Source organism: Glaciihabitans sp. GrIS 2.15, from assembly GCF_035984695.1.
In the GTDB taxonomy this organism is placed as follows: Bacteria; Actinomycetota; Actinomycetes; order Actinomycetales; family Microbacteriaceae; genus Lacisediminihabitans.
Window position 1 is genome coordinate 393,256 of sequence record NZ_JAXCHU010000001.1, and the last position, 21,013, is coordinate 414,268.

At 64.5% G+C, this 21,013-nt stretch carries 16 protein-coding genes; 12 read left to right on the forward strand and 4 right to left on the reverse strand.

Annotated features, from left to right (window positions below; translation table 11 throughout):
- Positions 1-9: 9 nt before the first annotated feature.
- The 5 genes from RCH11_RS01920 to holA all read left to right on the forward strand — a co-directional run bounded on the left by RCH11_RS01920 (position 10) and on the right by holA (position 8,441).
- Positions 10-1,368, forward strand: a complete 1,359-nt coding sequence (locus RCH11_RS01920) for an anthranilate synthase component I family protein (protein ID WP_327055291.1) — start codon at positions 10-12, stop codon at positions 1,366-1,368.
- Positions 1,369-1,603: 235 nt separating this feature from the next.
- Complete coding sequence (gene leuS / locus RCH11_RS01925) at positions 1,604-4,216, forward strand: leucine--tRNA ligase (protein ID WP_327055292.1); 2,613 nt, start codon at positions 1,604-1,606, stop codon at positions 4,214-4,216.
- 100 nt (positions 4,217-4,316) lie between these two features.
- A complete protein-coding gene (locus RCH11_RS01930) occupies positions 4,317-4,946 on the forward strand; it encodes a ComEA family DNA-binding protein (RefSeq protein WP_327055293.1) in 630 nt (209 codons plus the stop codon).
- Entirely contained in the window at positions 4,943-7,315 is a 2,373-nt protein-coding gene (locus tag RCH11_RS01935; protein ID WP_327055294.1) for a ComEC/Rec2 family competence protein, read from the forward strand. Before RCH11_RS01930 ends, RCH11_RS01935 begins: the two co-directional genes overlap by 4 nt.
- Before the next feature lie 88 nt (positions 7,316-7,403).
- Positions 7,404-8,441: a DNA polymerase III subunit delta gene (gene holA, locus RCH11_RS01940; protein WP_327055295.1), complete on the forward strand. Its 1,038-nt coding sequence runs from the start codon at positions 7,404-7,406 to the stop codon at positions 8,439-8,441.
- A gap of 235 nt (positions 8,442-8,676) precedes the next feature.
- On the opposite strand, the gene rpsT is transcribed toward holA, so the two are convergent.
- Positions 8,677-8,937 (reverse strand): 30S ribosomal protein S20, encoded by a 261-nt coding sequence (gene rpsT / locus RCH11_RS01945; protein WP_327055296.1) that lies wholly within the window; start codon positions 8,935-8,937, stop codon positions 8,677-8,679.
- Between the two features lie 138 nt (positions 8,938-9,075).
- Positions 9,076-9,804: an alpha/beta fold hydrolase gene (locus RCH11_RS01950; RefSeq protein WP_327055297.1), complete on the reverse strand. Its 729-nt coding sequence runs from the start codon at positions 9,802-9,804 to the stop codon at positions 9,076-9,078.
- A gap of 43 nt (positions 9,805-9,847) precedes the next feature.
- Between RCH11_RS01950 and RCH11_RS01955 the strand changes: the two genes are divergently transcribed.
- From RCH11_RS01955 to hemW, 6 genes are all read left to right on the forward strand, one after another.
- Entirely contained in the window at positions 9,848-10,990 is a 1,143-nt protein-coding gene (locus tag RCH11_RS01955) for a pyridoxal phosphate-dependent aminotransferase (protein ID WP_327055298.1), read from the forward strand.
- A gap of 117 nt (positions 10,991-11,107) precedes the next feature.
- Positions 11,108-12,958, forward strand: a complete 1,851-nt coding sequence (lepA, locus tag RCH11_RS01960; protein WP_327055299.1) for a translation elongation factor 4 — start codon at positions 11,108-11,110, stop codon at positions 12,956-12,958.
- A gap of 516 nt (positions 12,959-13,474) precedes the next feature.
- Positions 13,475-14,887, forward strand: a complete 1,413-nt coding sequence (locus RCH11_RS01965; protein WP_327055300.1) for an HNH endonuclease signature motif containing protein — start codon at positions 13,475-13,477, stop codon at positions 14,885-14,887.
- A gap of 213 nt (positions 14,888-15,100) precedes the next feature.
- A complete protein-coding gene (locus tag RCH11_RS01970) occupies positions 15,101-16,903 on the forward strand; it encodes an acyl-CoA dehydrogenase (protein ID WP_327055301.1) in 1,803 nt (600 codons plus the stop codon).
- A 93-nt stretch (positions 16,904-16,996) separates the two neighbouring features.
- A complete protein-coding gene (locus RCH11_RS01975; protein WP_327055302.1) occupies positions 16,997-17,665 on the forward strand; it encodes a DUF1990 family protein in 669 nt (222 codons plus the stop codon).
- Positions 17,665-18,903, forward strand: coding sequence for a radical SAM family heme chaperone HemW (gene hemW / locus RCH11_RS01980; RefSeq protein WP_327055303.1), 1,239 nt, complete (start codon positions 17,665-17,667; stop codon positions 18,901-18,903). Before RCH11_RS01975 ends, hemW begins: the two co-directional genes overlap by 1 nt.
- Before the next feature lie 20 nt (positions 18,904-18,923).
- On the opposite strand, the gene RCH11_RS01985 is transcribed toward hemW, so the two are convergent.
- Positions 18,924-19,292, reverse strand: coding sequence for a DUF4870 domain-containing protein (locus tag RCH11_RS01985; protein WP_327055304.1), 369 nt, complete (start codon positions 19,290-19,292; stop codon positions 18,924-18,926).
- Positions 19,293-19,351: 59 nt separating this feature from the next.
- Positions 19,352-19,747 (reverse strand): DUF4870 domain-containing protein, encoded by a 396-nt coding sequence (locus RCH11_RS01990; RefSeq protein WP_327055305.1) that lies wholly within the window; start codon positions 19,745-19,747, stop codon positions 19,352-19,354.
- A 240-nt stretch (positions 19,748-19,987) separates the two neighbouring features.
- On the opposite strand from RCH11_RS01990, the gene hrcA reads away from it, so the two are divergent.
- Entirely contained in the window at positions 19,988-21,010 is a 1,023-nt protein-coding gene (gene hrcA / locus RCH11_RS01995) for a heat-inducible transcriptional repressor HrcA (protein WP_327055306.1), read from the forward strand.
- Positions 21,011-21,013 lie beyond the last annotated feature (3 nt).

Consider the following 21,013-nt stretch of genomic DNA (forward strand, 5'->3'; position numbering starts at 1 on the left):
AGTTAGGGTATGCGCCACCCGGTCTACGAATCTTCGCTACCCGGCTGGATCGACCCGGCGCGGCTCGCCGCCTTGCTGTTCGCGGGAGCGAGTGATGCCGTCTGGCTGGACTCCGGGATGCATGCCGCGGACGGCATGAGCTACCTCGGTTTCGGAACGAGAAGACTCACCGCGTCTGTGGCCGAAAACTCCATCACTGTCGACGGTCAGAGCCGACCGGGGCAGGTATGGGATTTCCTGGGCGAGGATATGGCCCGATTGTACCCGGCCACAGGCTCCGGCTTCGCGCTCGGCTGGGTGGGGTGGCTGGGATACGAGCTGCACGCGCAGACCATGGGGGTGACATCCGCCCACCGCTCTCGATTTGCGGATGCCTCGCTCCTCTTCGTCGACCTCGCCCTCGTGTTCGATCATGCGGCGGGGACGGTGGCGGTGATCGGCCTGGATGCCGCTTCCGTCGACGGACTGAACGCCCGGGTGATCGGGCGGGACGATTTCCCATCGGCGCCCGGTCATGGCATCAGACCCCAAAAGGCCGAGGCGGTCTGGGCGGCGTCCGACGAGGGCTACCTTCGGATGATCGCCGAGTGCCAGGCCGCCATCGACGCGGGCGACGCCTATCAGCTCTGTCTCACCACCGAGGTGCGGGTGGCGGTGACGCCCGATCCGTTCGAGACCTATCTCGCCCTGCGGTCGGCGAGTCCGAGCCATCACGGGGCCTTCTTCCGGGCGGGGGACACCTCACTGCTGAGCGCATCTCCCGAAGTGTTTCTCACGGTCGCGCCCGATGGCACAATCGAGTCGCAACCGATCAAGGGCACGCGACGACGCGGTGACACCGAGGAGGCGGATCTCGCCCTTGCGGCCGAACTTCTCGCAAGCGACAAGGAACGCGCAGAGAATTTGATGATCGTCGACCTGATGCGCAATGACATCGGCCGGGTGAGTGAGGTCGGATCAGTGACCGTTCCGCGTTTGCTCGCGGTGGAGACCTATGCTCACGTGCATCAGCTCGTCAGCACTGTGCGCGGTCGTCTCGCTGCCGGACTGACGGGCGTGGATGCCGTGCGCGCCTGCTTTCCGGCCGGTTCGATGACCGGGGCTCCGAAGCACAGCGCAGTGACCATCCTCGATCGGCTGGAATACCGCGCCCGCGGGGTGTATGCCGGAGCGTTCGGGTACTTCGGTCTCGACGGACGCATCGAACTGTCGATGGTGATCCGCAGCATCCTGCTGGATGCCGATGGCGCGTCGATCGGAACCGGTGGCGGCATCACCGCGCTCTCGGTGCCCGCGGAGGAACTCGCCGAGGTGAAACTCAAATCCGCGGCACTGCTCGCCGTGTTGGGCGTCGATCCGTCCGCATAACTCCCGTACCGGTCCCGGCCTGCCGGGAGGTCGTCCGGTTTTTGGAGGTGGGATGTGAACACCGGGCAAAACTGCGCGGATTATGCACGCGGAATTATGCACAGGGGAGTGCGCACCCTTGGGCGAATGTGATCGCGCACGGCTGGGTTCGGTAACCTTGAATACTGGCTGTGATTTGATCCGGCCGCCTCCTGTGAATAAATGACCTCCTGTGAATAAATGAATTGAGACTTTCGTGGCAGAAGACCGCTCCGCCGATGCACGGGCCACCGATGCACGAGCCGCCGACGAACGGACGGCCGAGCACGGTCCGCGCTACGACGCTGCGGCGCTCCAGGCGAAATGGCTTCCGCGCTGGGACGAACTGAAGTCGTTCCGCACCGACGACCCCGCCGATAAGCGGCCGCGAAAGTACATCCTCGACATGTTCTCGTACCCGTCCGGAGACCTCCACATGGGTCATGCCGAGGCGTTCGCCCTTGCCGATGTACTCGCTCGCTACTGGCGCCAGCAGGGATTCAACGTGCTGCACCCCATCGGCTGGGACTCCTTTGGGCTTCCCGCCGAGAACGCCGCGATCAAGCGTGGTGTCGATCCCCGCGAGTGGACCTATGCAAACATCGCGCAGCAGTCCGCGTCGATGAAGGAGTACGCCACCTCGGTGGACTGGGACCGGGAGATCGCCACGAGCGACCCGGAGTATTACAAGTGGAACCAGTGGCTGTTCCTCAAGATGTACGAAAAGGGTCTCGCCTACCGCAAGGATTCCTGGGTCAACTGGGATCCGGTGGACCAGACCGTGCTCGCGAACGAGCAGGTGCTCCCCGATGGCACCTCCGATCGCTCCGGTGCTGTCGTCGTCAAGAAGAAGCTCACCCAGTGGTATTTCAAGATCACCGACTATGCCGACCGCCTGCTCGACGACCTCAACCAGCTCGAGGGCTCGTGGCCGCCCAAGGTGCTCGCGATGCAGCGCAACTGGATCGGGCGCTCCAAGGGCGCGGACGTCGACTTCGTGATCGAAGGACGGGAGGAGAGGATCACCGTCTTCACCACTCGCCCTGACACCCTGTACGGTGCGACCTTCATGGTCGTCGCGCCCGATTCCGACCTTGCGGCCGAACTGGCCAATGGCTCGACGGATGCCGTGCGCACCAACTTCGCGGACTATCTCGTGCAGGTGCAGAAGACCACGGAGATCGAGCGCCAGGATGCCAGCCGGGAGAAGACCGGCGTGTTCCTCGACCGGTTCGCGGTGAACCCGATCAATGGCGAACGCATTCCGATCTGGGCCGCGGACTACGTGCTGGCCGACTACGGTCACGGTGCGGTCATGGCGGTGCCGGCCCACGACCAGCGCGACCTCGACTTTGCGCGCAAATTCGGTCTCCCGGTGCGCGTGGTTCTTGACACGAACCAGCCGGTGACCGGGGCGATTCCGGTGTTGCCGATCAACCCGGAGACCGGCGAGGCGGAGCTGCCCGACGATCTTGCGCCGCTCGATCCCGCCCACACCGGAGTGGCGCTCACCGGCGATGGACGCATGATCAACTCCGGTTCTCTCAACGGACTGAGCAAGTCAAACGCCATCAAACGCATCACCGAGCAGCTGGATGCCGCGGGCAACGGCCGCGCATCAAAGAACTACCGCCTGCGCGACTGGCTCATCTCCCGCCAGAGATTCTGGGGAACTCCGATCCCGATCTTCCATGCGGAAGACGGAGAACTTGTACCGGTGCCGGAGGAACAGTTGCCGGTACGACTGCCCTCGACCGAAGGCCTCGATCTGCAGCCCAAAGGAATCTCGCCGCTCGGTGCGGCCGACGACTGGGTTAATGTCACGCTGCCCGACGGCCGTGCCGTGCGACGTGACCCCGACACCATGGACACCTTTGTCGACAGCTCGTGGTACTTCCTGCGTTTCCTGAGCCCGCGGGACGACACTCGTGCCTTCGACCCGAAGGAAGCCGACAAGTGGGCGCCGGTCGACCAGTACATCGGAGGCGTCGAGCACGCCATCCTGCACCTGCTCTATGCGCGTTTTATCACCAAGGTGCTGTTTGACCTCGGCTACGTCAACTTCACCGAGCCGTTCAGTGCTCTCCTCAACCAGGGGATGGTTCTCTCCGGTGGATCGAAGATGTCGAAGAGTCGCGGGGGAGTGAACCTCGGCGACGAAATCACCGCTCACGGTGTCGACGCGATTCGCCTGACCATGGTGTTCGCCGGTCCGCCGGAAGACGACATCAACTGGGAGGATGTCTCGCCGGCCGGTTCGGCCAAATTCCTCGCCCGTGCGTGGCGCCTGGCGCAGGATGTCACGAGTGCGCCGGAGATCGAGTGGCGCACCGGCGACCAAGCCCTGCGCCGGGTCACCCACCACTTCCTCGCCGAAGCACCCGGCCTCATCGAAGCATTCAAGTTCAACGTGGTGGTCGCCCGCCTCATGGAGCTCGTCAATGCCACGCGAAAGGTCATCGACTCCGGAGCGGGCGGAGCGGATGCCGCGGTGCGGGAGGCGACCGAGACCGTGGCCCTCGGGCTGTCGCTGTTCGCCCCGTACACCGCCGAGGAGATGTGGGAGCAGCTCGGATACCCGCCCCCCGTCGCGCTGTACGGGTGGCGGAAGGCCGACAAGACCCTGCTGGTGCAAACCTCGATCACCGCAGTTTTTCAGGTCGACGGCAAGGTGCGCGACAAGGCCGAAGTCAGCCCCAAAATTGACCAGGCAGAACTCGAGAAGCTGGCGCTGGCATCCGCCGGTGTAGTGCGTGCCCTTGGCGATCGCACGATCGTCACGGTGATCGTGCGAGCCCCTCGGATCGTGAATATCGCCACGAAGCCGTAGCGCAGCCGTCCAGTCCTCTGCCGGGATAGCGCTGGCTGGATTGTCCCCAGCAGTGACCGTCGAGGTGAGTTCGGCGGCGGAGAGTTCTTAGTCTTCTGGCATGGATCCGCCTGCCCTGCTCGTCGCGCGCCGACCGGTGCGTGCGAGGGTCGGGGTGGGAGCGGCCATCGTGCTCGTGCTGGCGGGGCTGGCCATCGCGGTGCTGGTGAGTGCGTTCGGAGCTCACGGGTCGAGCGAATCGATCGCCCCTCCCACGGCTTCGGCGACGAATGGCGCGACCGGGGGAGCTCGATCGAGCCCGGGCGGGGCGACAATCTACATTCACATTCTCGGCGCCGTCGCGCGGCCGGGGCTCTACCTCCTCACCGACGGTGAGCGAGTTCTTGATGCCGTCGGCGCGGCCGGCGGATTCACCGCGACAGCCGACCAGTCGGGCGTCAACCTCGCCCGCCTCCTCGTCGATGGCGAGCAGATCCTCGTGTCGGAGATCGGCGAAGTGCCCGCTGCCGGAAGCGCTCCGGGCGCGCAAACGCCAGGAGGCAAGGTCAACATCAACACGGCCGACGAGACCGTTCTGGAGACCTTGCCCCGCGTGGGGCCAGCCATGGCGAAGCGCATTATCGACTGGCGCACTAAGAACGGTCATTTCACGGCGGTTGAAGACCTGATGAGCGTCACCGGCGTGGGAGAGAAGACCTTCGACCAGCTCAAGGGCCTCGTGACCCTGTGAGCATCGATATCCGACTGGCTGCGCCTGTCGTCGTTGCGTGGGTGACGGTTGGAATCCTGCTTTCGATGCCCCGGCTGTTGCCGGGTGCTTCCGTCGTCCTGTGGGTTGTTGCGGTGCTCTTCCTGAGTGTGGTGATCGCAGTGCGCCGGCGTGGTCGCACCGTGCTCGCCGGCGTGGTGGTCGCTCTCGTCGCGACTGCACTTCTCGTGAGCGTCGCGGCGGCGCGGGCACCGCACCGCCAGCCGATTGCGATGCTCGAGGCGGCCAACGCTGGTCGCTTCGTGACAGCGACCGCAATGGTCACACAGACCGTTCACAAGGCCGCTCACGAGACAGCTCTGGCAATGGGCACAACTGCGCGCCAGGCGATCTTCTCCGCGACGCTCAGCTCGGTCAGGATGGGGGGCAGCACGACAGCAGTCGACATCCCGGTGACCGTCTTTGCCGATCGCCCTGCAGTGACGATCGGCATCGGGGCGACCGTGTCACTCGCGGGCACACTGTCCGCAACCGATCCCTCGGATGCTGTCGCGTTCCGCATGTTCGCGGATCACGGAGCACGGGTAGAGTCCGTTGCACCGTGGTACCTCGACTGGGCGAACGGTCTCCGCAGCCGATTCCGGGATGCTGCGGGCAAGCTTCCGGGAGACGGCGGCGACCTGCTCCCCGGGCTCGCCATCGGTGACACCAGTGACGTCGGCCTTCCACTTGACGCCGCGATGAAGGCGACGTCACTCAGTCATCTCACGGCGGTGTCCGGGGCGAACTGCGCGGTCGTGATTGCCCTCGTCATGCTGGTCGGCGCAGCCCTCGGCCTGCCGCGAGCCTGGCGGATCGCCCTGTCGGTTGCTGTCCTCCTCGGGTTCGTCGTGCTCGTGACCCCCGAGCCGAGCGTGCTCCGGGCGGCGGTGATGGCGACGCTCGTGCTCGCGGCCATAGCCGGAGGTCGACCGGTGCGCGGCGTCCCCGTCCTGGCACTGGCGAGTCTCGTGCTGCTCACGAACGATCCGTGGCTCTCGCGCAGCTATGGCTTCATCCTCTCCGTGCTGGCCACCGGCGGCCTTCTCGTGCTTTCGGGTCCGCTCACTCGCGTCCTATCCCGGTCGATGCCGCTCTGGCTCGCCGCCGTACTCTCCATCCCGCTCGCCGCTCAGCTCGCCTGCCAGCCGGTGCTCATCCTGCTCAACCCGAGCATCCCGACTTACGGTGTTTTCGCGAATGTGCTGGCGGAGCCCGCGGCCCCGATCGCCACCGTGCTTGGGCTCATCGCCTGCGTGGTCCTGCCGATTCTGCCCTCCGTTGGCCAGGTCATCGCTGGCCTCGCCTGGCTGCCGGCCGCATGGATCGCCGCCGTGGCTACCTTCTTCGCCGGGCTCCCGGGCGCTGCCATCCCGTGGACGCAGGGAGCGGTCGGCGTCACCTCTGTCGCCGTCATCACCACACTGCTTCTGATGGTGCTCCTCGTGCAACGGGGTCGCAACGTGCGTCGGTTTGCGTCGCTCGCGCTCGCTCTCGCGCTGGTCGCGGCGGGCGGAATCACCGCGGGCAACGCGCTGGGGCAGCAACTCTCCCGACCGGGCGATTGGCAGATCGCGGCGTGTGACGTCGGCCAGGGCGACGCGGTGCTGGTGCGGAGCCTTGGCCGAATCGCGATGATCGACACGGGTCGCGACCCGAAACTTTTGCGCCGCTGTCTCAATGAGCTTGGCATCAATCGTGTCGACCTGCTCGTTCTCACCCACTGGGACATGGATCATGTCGGCGGCACCTCCGCAATCCTTGGACGCGTCACCCGGGCGATGATCGGACCGACCGACGGCTCTCCGGCGGCGGCAATCGGCGGGGAGCTCGCCGCTAGTGGGGCTGCGGTCAGCCAGGTCAGCCAGGGGCTCACCGGCCAGCTGGGCGAGCTCGGTTGGGAGGTATTGTGGCCGCGCACGCGGCTCGGATCGGTCGAGCCCGGCAATGACGCGAGCGTCACGCTGCGGTTCACCGGGATCGGCGCGTGTGTTTCGGGGTGCCTGTCGTCGCTGTTCCTCGGCGACCTCGGCGATCGGCCGCAGGCTCTCATGATGGCCGCAAATCGCATCGGTCCGGTGGATGTCGTCAAGGTCGCGCACCACGGCTCGGCCGACCAGGACCCGAAGCTGTATGCAGCGGTGCGAGCCAGCGTCGGAGTGATCGGGGTGGGTCTCGACAACGGCTACGGGCATCCGACCGACAAGCTACTCGGCTTCCTTGCCGCCAACGGAACACTCCCGACCCGCACCGATCTTGAGGGGATGGTGCTACTGTCGCCGACACCGGGCGGCGGCGTGGCCGTCTGGACGGAGCATCCGCTGCCCAAAGGGAAGGCGTTCTCGCACTAGGGACTGGTCGAGACCGGTCCGATTGAGTCGGTGGTGGCGCAATAAACTGGAGCATTAGCACTTCGGGTTGAGCACTTCAAGGAGTCCAGTGGCAGGCAGGGCAGTACCGAAAGCCGCACCCAAGACGGGAAAAGTCGTCGTGTCGATCCCGCAACTCGGCTGGGATCGCGTGCGGCCGGCCAACATCGTGCTCATCTCCGGGACCGAAGACCTCCTGGCTGAGCGAGCCATCCGCATGCTGCGGGAGATTCTCAAAGCCGAAGACCCGAGTCTCGAAATCAGCGACCTTGAAGCGGATGCCTACGGCCCGGGTGAGCTCATCACCCTCGCGAGCCCGTCACTGTTTGGAGAGCCGCGGATGATCCGAGTGAGCGGGGTAGAAAAAAGCACCGACGCCTTCATTGCCGAGACTCTGGAGTATCTCGAATCACCGGCTGACGACACGTACGTCGTGCTCCGCCATGCCGGGGGAGTGCGCGGCAAGAAACTCCTCGACGCGATCCGAGGCGGACTCGGCAACGGCATTGAGATTGTCTGCACCGAGCTCAAGAAGGACTCCGAGAAGCTCGACTTTGCAGCGGCGGAGTTCGCGATCGAGAATCGGCGAATTACGAGCGGCGCCCTCCGCGCCCTCACCGGGGCCTTCTCCGACGACCTCGCCGAACTCGCCGCCGCCTGCCAGCAGCTCATGGCGGACGCAAGCGAGGAGATCACCGAGGTCACGGTCGAGAAGTACTACTCGGGTCGGGTCGAGACCAATGCCTTCCGGGTTGCCGATGTGGCGATCGCGGGCCGCCGGGGGGACGCCCTGATCCTGCTCCGGCATGCGCTTGCCTCCGGGGCGGACCCCGTGCCGATCGTGGCCGCATTCGCTAGCAAAATACGCACAATGGCCAAGATCTCTGGTGCACGCGGGGGATCCGGCCAGCTCGCCCAGCAGTTCGGCCTAGCGCCCTGGCAGGTGGATCGCGCTCGCCGTGACCTGCAGGGCTGGGACGATCGCGGCCTCGGTCGGTGCATCGAACTGCTTGCCGAGACGGATGCCGCCATCAAGGGTGCCGGACGCGATCCGGTTTTCGTGCTCGAGCGTCTGGTCGGAGTGATCAGCACCCGGGGCACCTCCTAGCCGCGGGCTCGCGGCTCGCGGCATCCGCCTTCCCCCTGCGCTTCCGAAAACCCCCTGCGCTTCCGAAAACCCCCTGCCCTTTCGAAAACGCAGGAGATTCGCCACCATGATGCCCCTTCGGCGATGTTTCACCACGGTTGATGGCGGATCTCCTGCGTTTTCGGCGGGGCAGCACGCCTGAGAAACGCAAAAAGTCCGCCACCGCGGACGGTGACGGACCAGTGACGAGTGGCGGCTAGAGTGCGGCGACCTGCTTGGCGATGGCCGACTTGCGGTTCGCGGCCTGGTTCTTGTGGATGACGCCCTTGCTTGCGGCCTTGTCGAGTTTCTTCGACGCAAGCGCGAGAGCCGCAGCGGCCTTGGCCGTGTCGCCAGCGACAATGGCCTCCCGAGCAGAGCGCACCGCGGTACGGACCTCGCTCTTGACGGCCTTGTTGCGGTCCTGGGACTTCTTGTTGGTGCCGATGCGCTTGATCTGCGACTTGATGTTTGCCAATGTCTAACTTTCTCTGTGGTCCGAACGGTTGAGGGCAGCCGCGAACCGGTTCCAGTACTGGGGATCCGGGCTGCGATTCACGAAATCATTCGGGTACCAAATGCCTCGCGCAAGCCAACCAGCAACGATACCAGTGCGTCAGCGATCCGGCAATGTGAGCCGGGAGCGTGTCGGGTACCGTCCGCCGAGAATTCCGAGGAGCAACCGCACGGTGTCGGCCGGTCGGCGGAATCGAGCGGCAAGCCGTACCCCGGGTTGGCGTACGAGCCTGAACTGGCGAGCGGCGCCGAGAAACGCGTTCTCCTGCATCCGGAACCGGTCAAGCTGACCATTGAGGAGCCAGACCGGCACCTGCAGCCGGGAGAGCGCTGCCCTGGTATCGAGTTCGTCGAGTTGCCGAAGTGTGTCAGCGAAATGCTCGGACGGGGCGACACCTCCCGAAGACCCCGCCCGCACAAAGGTGGACGAGGCGGCGCTGCTCATCGTCGCGCCGCGGTCGGGCAGCAGGTGATGGGTGCTCATCGATGCGATGCGATAGCTATCCAGCACCCAGTTAAGGGCTTGTGTTCCGCAGCCCACCGCCACGACGCCGCTCACGGTTTCGATGAGCGATCCGCATTCCACTGCGAGATGACCGCCGAGGCCGCGACCGACGATGAACACCGGTGCGGTGCCGAACGAACGCGCGGCATCCGCCACCGTTACCAGCGATTCACCGATGGAGAATGGCTCGTCGATGCGGGAACCATGGCCGGGAAGCTCGACGACGACGACGGGATGTCCGTGAGCCTCTAGCGCGTTGCGCTGCGTCTCCCACTCGGCACTTGAGCCGCGGAGGCCGTGCACGAGAACGACGCAGGTAGTCACAGTTGGATGCTAACCGCTCGGCCTGTCGTAATAGCCTGACAGTATGCCGTCTCTCTCCCCGCACATCGCGTCGGTGCCACCGTCTGGCATTCGACGCATCTTCGAGATTGCCCTCGAGCTCGACGACGTGATCTCCCTCGCGGTGGGGGAGCCCGATCGGCCGGTTGCTGCGCACATCCTCGCGGCGGGTGCGCAGGCGTGGCGTGACGACCTGACGAATTACTCCGCCAACGGAGGCATCCCGCCGCTCCGGTCGGCCATCGTGGAGAAGCTCGCCAGGGAGAACGGCATTCAGGTGGATGCAGAGCAGGTCTGGGTAACCCTTGGTGCAACGCAGGGACTCTTCCAGGCGATGCGTCTGCTGCTCTCCACCGGCGATGAGGTGCTTGTGCCCGACCCTGGTTACACCACGTTCACGATGAATGCCCGTCTGCTCGAGGCGGTACCGGTGCCCTATTCATTACGACCCGAGCACGGTTTCGCCCCCGACCTCGACGAACTCGAGCGGCTGGTCACGGATCGCACCCGCGTCATCATCGTCAATTCACCGTCGAACCCGCTCGGCGTCGTCTTCGACGAGCAGCAGTTGCGCGTTCTGCTCGACTTTGCCCGGCGTCATGATCTCTGGGTGCTCAGCGACGAGGTCTACGAGTACTTCACCTACGGCGCCGCGCATGTGAGCATCTCGAGTCTCGACAGCGACGATCGCGTATTCAGCGTTTTCTCCCTGTCGAAGACCTACGCCATGACCGGCGCGCGCATCGGGTACCTGGTGACGCCGCCCGGGCTGGCCGCGATTATGCGAACGGTGCAGGAGGCCTCGATCAGTTGCGTCGGCATGCCGGACCAGTACGCCGCCGTCGCCGCGATCACCGGCGACCACCAGCACGTGGCCGACTCTCGTGAGCACTATCGCGCCAACCTCGAGGCGGCCTGTGCGCTGCTCGAGAGGCGAGGCATCCGATACCAGAGACCGGGCGGCGCGTTCTACCTGTGGGTGGATGTCGCCCATGCAAGTGGCGGGGACGTCGCGGCCTGGGCGGAGCACTTCCTGCTGCATGATCGAGTAGCGGTGGCGCCTGGAAGTGCGTTTGGGCGATCGGGTGAGGGCTGGATCCGCGTTTCGCTCGCTGCTGACCAGTCGGTGCTGCTCCAGGGTCTCGGGCGGCTGCCGGCGCCTTCGTGATTTTTTGCGGGCAAGGCAGGGGTGATCGTGATCGTGATCGCGCTCGTCTTCGGCCTTGCCTTCCTCGCTCCCGTGGGAGAATTAGCCGTCCCCACTGCACCGATACGAAGGATTTGCGTGAGCCCCAGAGCATTGAAGGCCCTCGAGCCGGCTTCGACCGACCCCGCCTTCATCCGCAATTTCTGCATCATCGCCCACATCGATCATGGCAAGTCGACGCTGGCGGACCGGATGCTGCAGATCACCGGCGTCGTGAGCGATCGCGACATGCGGGCCCAGTATCTCGACCGGATGGACATCGAGCGCGAGCGCGGCATCACCATTAAGAGCCAGGCCGTGCGGATGCCGTGGGAGTTCGATGGGCAGACCTATGCCCTGAACATGATCGATACGCCTGGCCACGTGGACTTCACCTACGAGGTCTCTCGTTCGCTTGCCGCCTGCGAGGGCGCGATCCTGCTGGTGGATGCCGCCCAGGGTATCGAGGCCCAGACGCTCGCGAACCTGTACCTCGCCCTTGACAATGACCTGACAATCATCCCGGTGCTCAACAAAATCGATCTGCCTGCCGCGGATCCCGAGAAGTACATCAAGGAGATCGTCGGCCTGCTGGGCTGCAAGCCGGAGGACATTCTGCTCGTGTCCGGCAAGACCGGGGTGGGCGTGCCGGAGCTGCTCGACCTGGCGACCCGTCTCATCCCGCCGCCGGTCGGAGACCCCAAGGCGCCGGCGCGCGCCATGATCTTCGACTCCGTGTACGACTCTTACCGCGGCGTCATCACTTACGTTCGCATGATCGACGGGTCGCTGAAGCCGCGCGAGAAGATCATGATGATGAGCACGAAGAGTGCCCATGAGGTGCTGGAGATCGGCGTGAGCGCCCCCGAGCCCACTCTCACGAAGGGCCTCGGGGTTGGCGAGGTCGGCTATCTGATCACCGGTGTCAAGGATGTGCGGCTCAGCAAGGTCGGCGACACCGTAACGAGCTTTTTGAAGCCCGCCACTGTGGCCCTCAAGGGCTATTCCGAGCCAATGCCGATGGTCTTCTCCGGCGTCTACCCGATCGACGGATCGGACTACCCGGTGCTGCGCGAAGCCCTCGACAAACTCAAACTTTCGGATGCCGCACTCGTCTACGAACCCGAGACCTCCGTGGCCCTCGGATTCGGGTTTCGCTGCGGATTCCTCGGCCTCCTGCACCTCGAAATCGTCACTGAGCGGCTTGAGCGCGAATTCGGGCTCGACCTCATCGCAACGGCTCCCAGTGTGATCTACCAGGTGACCACGGACGACAAGAAGACCGTGACTGTCACCAACCCGAGCGAGTTTCCCGGCGGCAAGATCGCGTCGGTGAGTGAACCGGTGGTGAAGGCATCCATCCTCACCCCCAAGGACTTCGTCGGCACCGTGATGGAGCTCTGCCAGGGGCGCCGCGGCACCATGCAGGGCATGGAATACGTCGGCGAGGATCGAGTGGAACTGCATTACACGATGCCGCTCGGCGAAATAGTGTTCGACTTCTTTGATCAACTCAAGAGCCGTACGGCCGGCTACGCGAGCCTGGACTACGAGCCGACCGGTGACCAGGATGCGGACCTCGTGAAGGTCGACATCCTGCTACAGGGCGAGGCGGTGGATGCGTTCAGCGCTATCGTGCACCGCGACAAGGCATACGCCTATGGCGTTCTCATGACTGAGCGGCTCAAGAAGCTCATCCCGCGCCAGCAGTTCGAAGTGCCGATCCAGGCCGCAATCGGTGCCAGGATCATCGCCCGCGAGTCGATCAGTGCAATGCGAAAAGACGTGCTCGCCAAGTGCTATGGCGGTGACATCACCCGCAAGCGCAAACTCCTCGAGAAGCAGAAGGAGGGCAAGAAGCGCATGAAGATGGTGGGCCGCGTGGAGGTTCCACAGGAGGCGTTCATCGCGGCGCTGAGTGGCGACACGGAGACCAAAAAAGAGAAGTAAGGCTGGTCCGTCGCCGTTTTGGGAAGCTCTCTCGCCCCATTAGGTATGAGGTATCACCTCTGTATGACTTTGCGTATCGGCTCGCCGCACCAGCAGCCGGCTACCCTCGTTCCGCGATGCGTTCGCGTTCGTTGTCCAGGAGGCGGTTTTTCAGCTTGCCGCATTCGAAGTGAATGTGACTGTGTAGCTGGATGACAAAAAGGAGCGGGATGCACTCGAAGCACCAGTGAGTGATCCGCCGGTTGATCCGCCAGTGGGGATGCTCGTATCCGGCGGAAAGCGGTCTGCGTGTGGTGCGCGCGATCCAGACGAAAAGGTAGTTCAGATCGGGTCGGACTGCACCCCTGACGGACCGATGTCAGCAATATATGTGGGCACGTGCCAGCGACTCTGTACTGGTGTCACTGACGCGGAGAACAAAGTCAAGAAATGGTGCCCCCGACTATCAAGAATTGCCTCTCCAGAGATACCCGCTGGGGCCGTGGAATGTCGGTGGTCGCGGGCAGAATCAGGTACATGAACAGCATTCCCGTGTTCGAAGAAACACCCGTCGAGGTTTCCTCGCCCGGCGTTTTCGGAGGCTCTGGAATCGCTGGAGGAATGCCCGAGCCCTGGGCTGAGCATGGGGCTCGGCTGGTAGGGAAATATACCGACAAGTTGCTCACCCGGTTGGAGGAAAACCGTCGCCAGGCTGCCGCGATCGAGGCGCAGCAGCTCACAATCCTGGATGCTTTGCGGCGCCACTTCGAACAGTCAGAAGCTCTACATCCCGACCAGGCCACCACCCACCGGTGGAGCGATTCAGCGGTCGCCCGCCGCACCCTGGTCACCGAGGTCGCGGCATCACTTCGGCTGCCGGAACGCACCGCCGAGCGGTTGATCGAAGAAGCCCGGATGTTGGTCCACCTCCTGCCGGGCACGTTCGCCGCCCTGCAGGTGGGAGAGATCTCCCGCCGGCATGCGACAGTCCTGGTCGCTCACGCCCAAGCGCTGCCCGCTGAGGCGTTGCCCGCGTTCGAAACTGCAGCCCTGCCCTACGCCCGCATCCTCACTCCCACGAAGTTCGACCGTAAAGCCCGCATCCTGCGCGAACGCACCCACCCCGACAGCATCCACGCCCGCACGGTGCAGGCGACCGAGAACCGATGTGTGACCCTCGACCCGGCATGCGACGCAATGGCGTACCTCGTCGCCTACCTGCCAGCCGAGCAAGGGATGGCGATCATCAACCGGCTCACCGACATCGCCCGCACCGAACACGGCCCCCATGGCGACGGCAGCGAAGAGCCCCGCACCATCACCAAGTTGAAGGCGGACATTCTCGTCGGGCTGCTCACCGATGGGGTCGTCGACCACAGCTACGTCGATGACACGATGGTCGACGAGCGCGGAATGCTCGTCACCCCACGGTTCCGCAAGGGATACGGGCACGGCATCACCGCGAAGGTCATGATCACCGTTCCCGTGCTCACCCTCCTTGGCCACGAAAACGAACCGGTCATGCTCGAAGGCTGCGGACCCATCGACGTGGAGACCGCGAAACAACTCACCGCACACGCGCCCTCGATGATCCGCCTGCTCACCGACCCGCACACCGGAATCGTGCTCGGAGTCGGTAAGTCCCGACAGATTCCGAAAGAACTCCGACGATGGCTGCACGTCAGAGACGAAACCTGCCGATTCGTCGGCTGCAACCAACCCGCAAGGGTATTCGACCTCGACCACACGATCGACGTCCAATACGGCGGGCTGAGCGAAGAATCGAACCTCGCCGCACTGTGCCCCAAACACCACGACGTCAAACATCACACAAACTGGACCATGGGCCAACACCCCGGCGGGAACATCACCTGGACCTCCCCATCCGGACGGGAATACACCACCCCACCCGCGATGCGACTCGCAGCAAGCCCCAGGGTACCCCTCTGACTCGGTGCCTCTGACTCGGTTCCTCTGACTCGGTACATCTGATTCTGCGCGGCGAGCGGCGCGCGGCGAGATCGCGTCGGGGGTCGGCGGGCATCCCTCGCGGGCGGCCGACACGGAGACCAAGGACAACAAACTCGAGTGCCCGCCCACCGTCCTTTGTGAGTCGGCACAACGTTCGTGAGCGTGCGACGGCAGGGCACTAGGGTCACGAACATGAGCGATTACCGTCCCCCCGTTTCCGACCTCGCCTTCGTCCTCGAGCACGTGGTGGGGTATCCGCAGGTCGCCGCACTTCCCGGCTACGAGCACGCCGATCTGGACACCGTCGTCGGGCTCCTCGAGGATTGTGGCGACTTCATGGTGAAGGTCGTGGCTCCGACCAACCAGCCCGGGGATGTTGAGGGTGCGCAGCGCGACGCTGACGGCACCGTGCGCACACCGGCGGCCTTCAAGTCTGCCTATCGGCAATACGTCGACGCCGGCTGGGGCAGCGTGCCGTTCCCGGAAGAGTTTGACGGTGGCGGATTCCCGTGGTCAGTTGGGCTCGCCATCCAGGAGATGCTCGGTTCGTCCAACATGGCGTTTGCGCTCTGCCCGCTGCTCACCCAGGGCGCGATCGACGCCCTCCTCCACTACGGCGACGACGCCCAGAAAAAGACCTACCTGCCGAAGATGATCAGCGGCGAGTGGACCGGCACGATGAACCTCACCGAACCCCAGGCGGGTTCGGACGTTGGGGCCTTGACCACCCGCGCCGTCCCCAAAGGTGACGGCACGTACGCCATCACCGGGCAGAAGATCTACATCACCTATGGTGAGCACGACCTCACCGAGCAGATCGTTCACCTCGTGCTGGCGCGCACTCCGGGAGCCCCGGCCGGCACCCGCGGCATCTCCTGTTTCATCGTGCCCAAGTTCCCCGTGCGCGAAGACGGCTCGCTTGGCGAACACAACGGTGTCTCCTGCCTATCGATCGAGCACAAGCTCGGTATCCACGGTGCTCCCACCTGCGTGCTCTCCTACGAAGACGCCACCGGCTACCTCATCGGCGAGGAGAACCTCGGCATGCGCATCATGTTCGTCATGATGAATAGCGCGCGACTCTCGGTCGGCACTCAGGGGCTCTCGATCGGGGAGCGCGCCTATCAAGGCTCCCTCGCTTACGCCACGGAGCGCAAACAGGGTAAGGCGATCGGTGCAACCGTTGACTCGCCCATCATCGACTTCCCCGACGTTCGTCGCATGCTCATGACGCAGAAGGCCTATCTCTCTGCGCTGCGTCGTCTCGTGCTCTTCAACGCGGTTCAGATCGACCTCAGCACCCACAGCACCGATGAAGCGGCGCGAGTGCGGGCGGCCGAGATCGTGGGACTGCTCACCCCGATCAGCAAGTCGTTCGGCACCGACCTCGGGGTGGAGCTCACCTCACTCGCCGTGCAGGTCTACGGCGGCATGGGCTACATCGAAGAGACGGGTGCGGCCCAGCATTTCCGCGATGTCCGGATCACGCCGATCTACGAAGGCACTAACGGCATCCAGGCCGCCGACCTTGTGGGCCGCAAGCTCGCTGTGCGCCGCGGCGCATCCTTCCTTGAGTTCATCGCGACGATGCGTGAGATCGATACGGAGCTTGCCGCAGCTGGAGATGACTTCGCCAGCATCCGCGTGCAGTTGCGCACCCAGCTTGACTCGCTCGAGGCAGCAACCGGATGGATGCTTCGCACCGGCCAGTCCGACCCGAACGCCGTGCTCGCCGGCTCGTCACCGTACCTGCGCATGTGGGGACTCACCGTGGGTGGCTGGCTGATGGCACGCTCGGCTCTCGCGGGCGTGTCAACGGGTGATGCCGACCTGGCGGACACCCAGCTTGTGCTCGCGAGGTTTTATGCCGAGCAGCTTCTTCCCCAGTCCGCCGGCCTATTTGGCGCTGCCACCGGGGGAGCGCGCGACCTCTTCGCCCTCGACGCCGACCAGCTTGCGGGTTCGGGTCGGGTGCCGAGCCGTTCTCTCGGCTAGCAGTCAGTCCTGATCGAAGCGAAAAGGCGGGCGCGGCGCCGGTAGAATCGGGCCATGCCCGCGCCATCCGTTCCGATGATCAGTCGTTCCTAGATGTCCGCGAAGTTGCCGCTCTGGGAGCGGGCAGTCACCTACGCGACCGTGGGTGCGACCCAGTCGTCCGATCTCCTAGCCAAGCCTCCCGCCGGGTATCGTCCGTTCCGACAGCGCACCCGGATCGGGCACGGCGATGCACGGTGGGACTATGCCTGGAACGAGGTGATGTCGTGGGGTATCCAGCGCAATAGCGGATTCCACATCGACGTCGCGGATGTCCCGGCCGCAGTCAGCGACCAGACCTACGTACCCGTCGCCTTCGACGAGGTGGGCGCTCCGATTGCCACGGCACTCGCTACCGATGAGATCGTCTTCGGGCCGGACGGCGACCCCTTCATCGTGCCGGGGGACTCGGTCCTGCTCGGGATCCCCTTCGGCCCATTCCACGTCACCGCCCCGGCGCGCGTCGTCTATGTCGTGGACGACCTGAATCGCAAGGGTTTCGCCTACGGCACGCTTCCGGGGCATCCCGAGAGTGGCGAAGAATCGTTCATCGTCGAGCAAACGGAAGACGGCTCGGTTTGGCTGGAGATCAGCGCCTTCTCCCGCCCCGCGAATGCCCTCTGGTGGATCGTCTACCCGGTGCTCCGGCTCTCCCAGCTGTATTACACGCGTCGGTATTTCGAGTCGCTCTCCGGTGTACTTCCGCCAGCCTCCGGAGCCTGATGCCGAGCGCCCTCCCGCTCGCTGATCCCGCACCCCCGGACGGCGCGCTGCCGTCATCCGTCACCATCGGTGCGGCCGAACGCAACTTTGGGGTCTACCTCCACGTGCCGTTCTGCCGGGTTCGCTGCGGATACTGCGACTTCAACACCTACACCTCAGACGAGTTGCGCGGAGCGAAGCGCACGGATTTCGCCGGCCAGGCGATCGAGGAGCTCGCTTTTGCCCGTCAGGTGATGAGTCGTGCCGAGTTGCCGGACCGGCACGCATCCACGGTTTTCTTCGGCGGCGGAACTCCCACGATGCTCCCTGTCAGCGATCTTGCGGCGATGCTCGCGGCGGTCGTAGACACCTGGGGACTGGTGGACGGGGCCGAGATCACGACCGAGGCTAACCCCGACTCAGTGGATGCCGACTACCTCCGTTCGCTCGCCCGCGCGGGTTTCACTCGCGTGTCGTTCGGCATGCAGTCGGCCGTGCCGCACGTGCTTGCGACTCTCGAGCGCACTCACGATCCCCAGCGCGTGCCGCTCGTGGTGCAGTGGGCTCGGGACGCCGGCCTCGGCGTGAGTCTCGACCTGATCTATGGAACGCCAGGGGAATCCCTCGCCGATTGGCGTGAGTCGCTCGAATACGCCATCGCAGAGCGTCCCGATCATGTTTCGGCCTATTCCCTCATCGTGGAGGACGGCACGAAACTCGCCAGGCAGATCCGGCGAGGCGAGGTGGCGCAGCCCGACGAAGACCTGCAGGCCGATATGTACGAGCTGGCAGATGAGTTGCTTGGCGCCGCCGGCTACGACTGGTACGAGGTGAGCAACTGGTCGCGCGAGTCGTCCGCGGACTTCGCGGAACATCGCTCCCGGCATAATCTCGCCTACTGGCAGGGACACGACTGGTGGGGAATCGGACCAGGCGCACACAGCCACATCGGGGGGGTGCGCTGGTGGAATGTGAAACACCCCGCCGCCTACGGCGACCGCATCGGTGAAGGCCTGTCACCGGCAGCCGGGCGGGAAACCCTCGATGACGAGACCCGTCGGGTGGAGAGCGTGCTTCTCGGAACCCGCATCCGTGAAGGGCTGGTCATTTCAACGCTGCCCGCTGGCGCACGCACGTCCATCGCCGGCCTGATCGGCGACGGTTTGGTCGACGGGGCGTCCGCGATCCGGGGAACGCTGGTACTCACCCTGCGCGGTCGCTTGCTCGCAGATGCCGTTGTTCGACGCCTGCTCGAATAGATTCGCCCCCTGCGACCGGACTAACTCGCGATGAACGTGAGTGCCACCGGGTAGGTGTAGAGCTCCCCGCGGTTGGCGGCGATCGCGGCAATGATACTGAACACGATGTTGAGTACGACGACCGCGATCAGCACGAGGGAGCCGATAAAGATCCAGAGTGTGAATAACCCGACGACGTAGCCGAGCAATACGGTGAGCTGAAAGTTGAGAGCGGCGCGGGTGTGCTCCCGAATGAACGGACCGCGGTCCCGAAGCAGAAAGTAACCGATCAGGGCTGGCAGGAAGTGGAAGAAGATCGCGCCGAGGTGCACGAGCGTCGCCCAGAGTTTCTCGTCGCTCGGGCTGAGCGGTTGGGTTGTCTGGTAGGGGTTCGGCGTGTTTTCTGACATCCGCCCATTAAAGCAACATGCCCGGTCGCGTGTGCGACCGGGCGTGCTGAAAGAGGCGGTTACTTGATGAGCCGAAGGGCGAACGGGTAGCGGTAGGGGAAGCCGTCCTTGGCCTTCAGGAACGCAATGATCGAGAAGACGATGCTGAGGATGATGACCACCCAAGCGAGGCCGCTGAAGAGGAAGCCGATTCCGAAAGTGATCACGCCGAGGATTGTGGCGACGATCTGGATCGCCACCTGGGCGATCGCCGCGGTGATCTGGAAGTTCAGTGCTTCCTTCGCCTCGCTATTGGTGAAGCTGCCGCGGTCCTTGAAAACGAGCCAGATGATCAGCGAGGGAAGGAAACCGATGATTCCGCCGAGATGTGCGAACGAAGCCCATTGACGGTCATCCGCTTCGGTCAAGGGAGCCGCCGGTTGCGGGGCGGCTGGCTGGTAGGAGGGGTCGGTCATGTGCAGAGCCTTTCGGTAAGCGGGTCGATCCTGGTTGCTAACAGGACGGACATCCTGCATGATCTCGCACGACCCCCGATCGAGAGCTGTGCGCGAGTACATGCATAAGGTAGCGCTCTCGTCACGGTGCGTGCAATGCCTCGGCCATAGTGTGTCACGGTACAATTGGCAGTCTGTAGCATCGAGTGCCAGCCACCCGTTGCGCGGAATCGGCGTTGTGGAGAGAGCAGGGTGGTCGGGATGGTGTCAGAACGAGGCCTCGATGTGCTTCGCGTCATCGTGCAGGACTATGTCGCCTCGCGCGAGCCGGTCGGATCGAAATCGATCGTCGACCGCCATTCGTTTGGTGTGTCAGCCGCAACCATCCGCAACGATATGGCGCTGCTCGAAGAGGAAGAACTTATCGCGGCGCCGCACACGTCTTCTGGCCGCATCCCCACCGATAAGGGGTACCGCGTGTTTGTCAACCAGCTCGCCGACCTCCGTCCGCTCAGTCCGGCCCAGCGCACGGCCATCGAGACCTTTCTCGGGGCGTCCGCCGACCTCGACCAAGTGCTCGGTCGCACCGTGAGGCTGCTTTCCCAGCTCACCCACCAGGTGGCGCTCGTGCAGTATCCCTCGCTTTCTCGCTCGCGCATCCGTCACGTCGAACTGGTGCGATTGGCGTCATCCCGAGTCATGACGGTGCTCATCACCGACACCGGTCGCGTGGAACAACGACTGCTCGACGTGTCCGCCGAGCTGGATCAGGCATTTCTCGGGGACCTCGGAACTCGCCTCAACGCCACGCTCGGAGGACTCGGGCTCGCAGAAGCGGCCGAGAAACTGGCATTGTTTCCCGAGCAATTTCCGCCCGACCAGGCAACTGCCGTCGGACGCATCGCCTCCGCGCTGATCGAGCAGGTACTGGCGAACCGCCAGGACAGGCTGGTCATGGCCGGAACCGCGAATCTCGTGCGCACCGAGGAAGACTTCAGCGGCAGCATCTACCCTGTTCTCGAGGCCATCGAGGAGCAGGTGACCCTGCTGCGGCTGTTCGGAGAGATGGAGCCAGATCACAACGGCTTCTCGGTGTCGATCGGCAAGGAGAATGAGTCGTTCGGCCTCGGGGAGACTTCGGTGCTGACAACGGGCTACGCGAGCTCCGGTGGAGAGGTATCACGCTTGGGCGTGATCGGGCCAACCCGCATGGACTATTCGAACAACATCGCGGCCGTGAGAGCTGTCGCCCGCTACCTGTCCCGCCTGCTCGGCGAGGACTAAAGA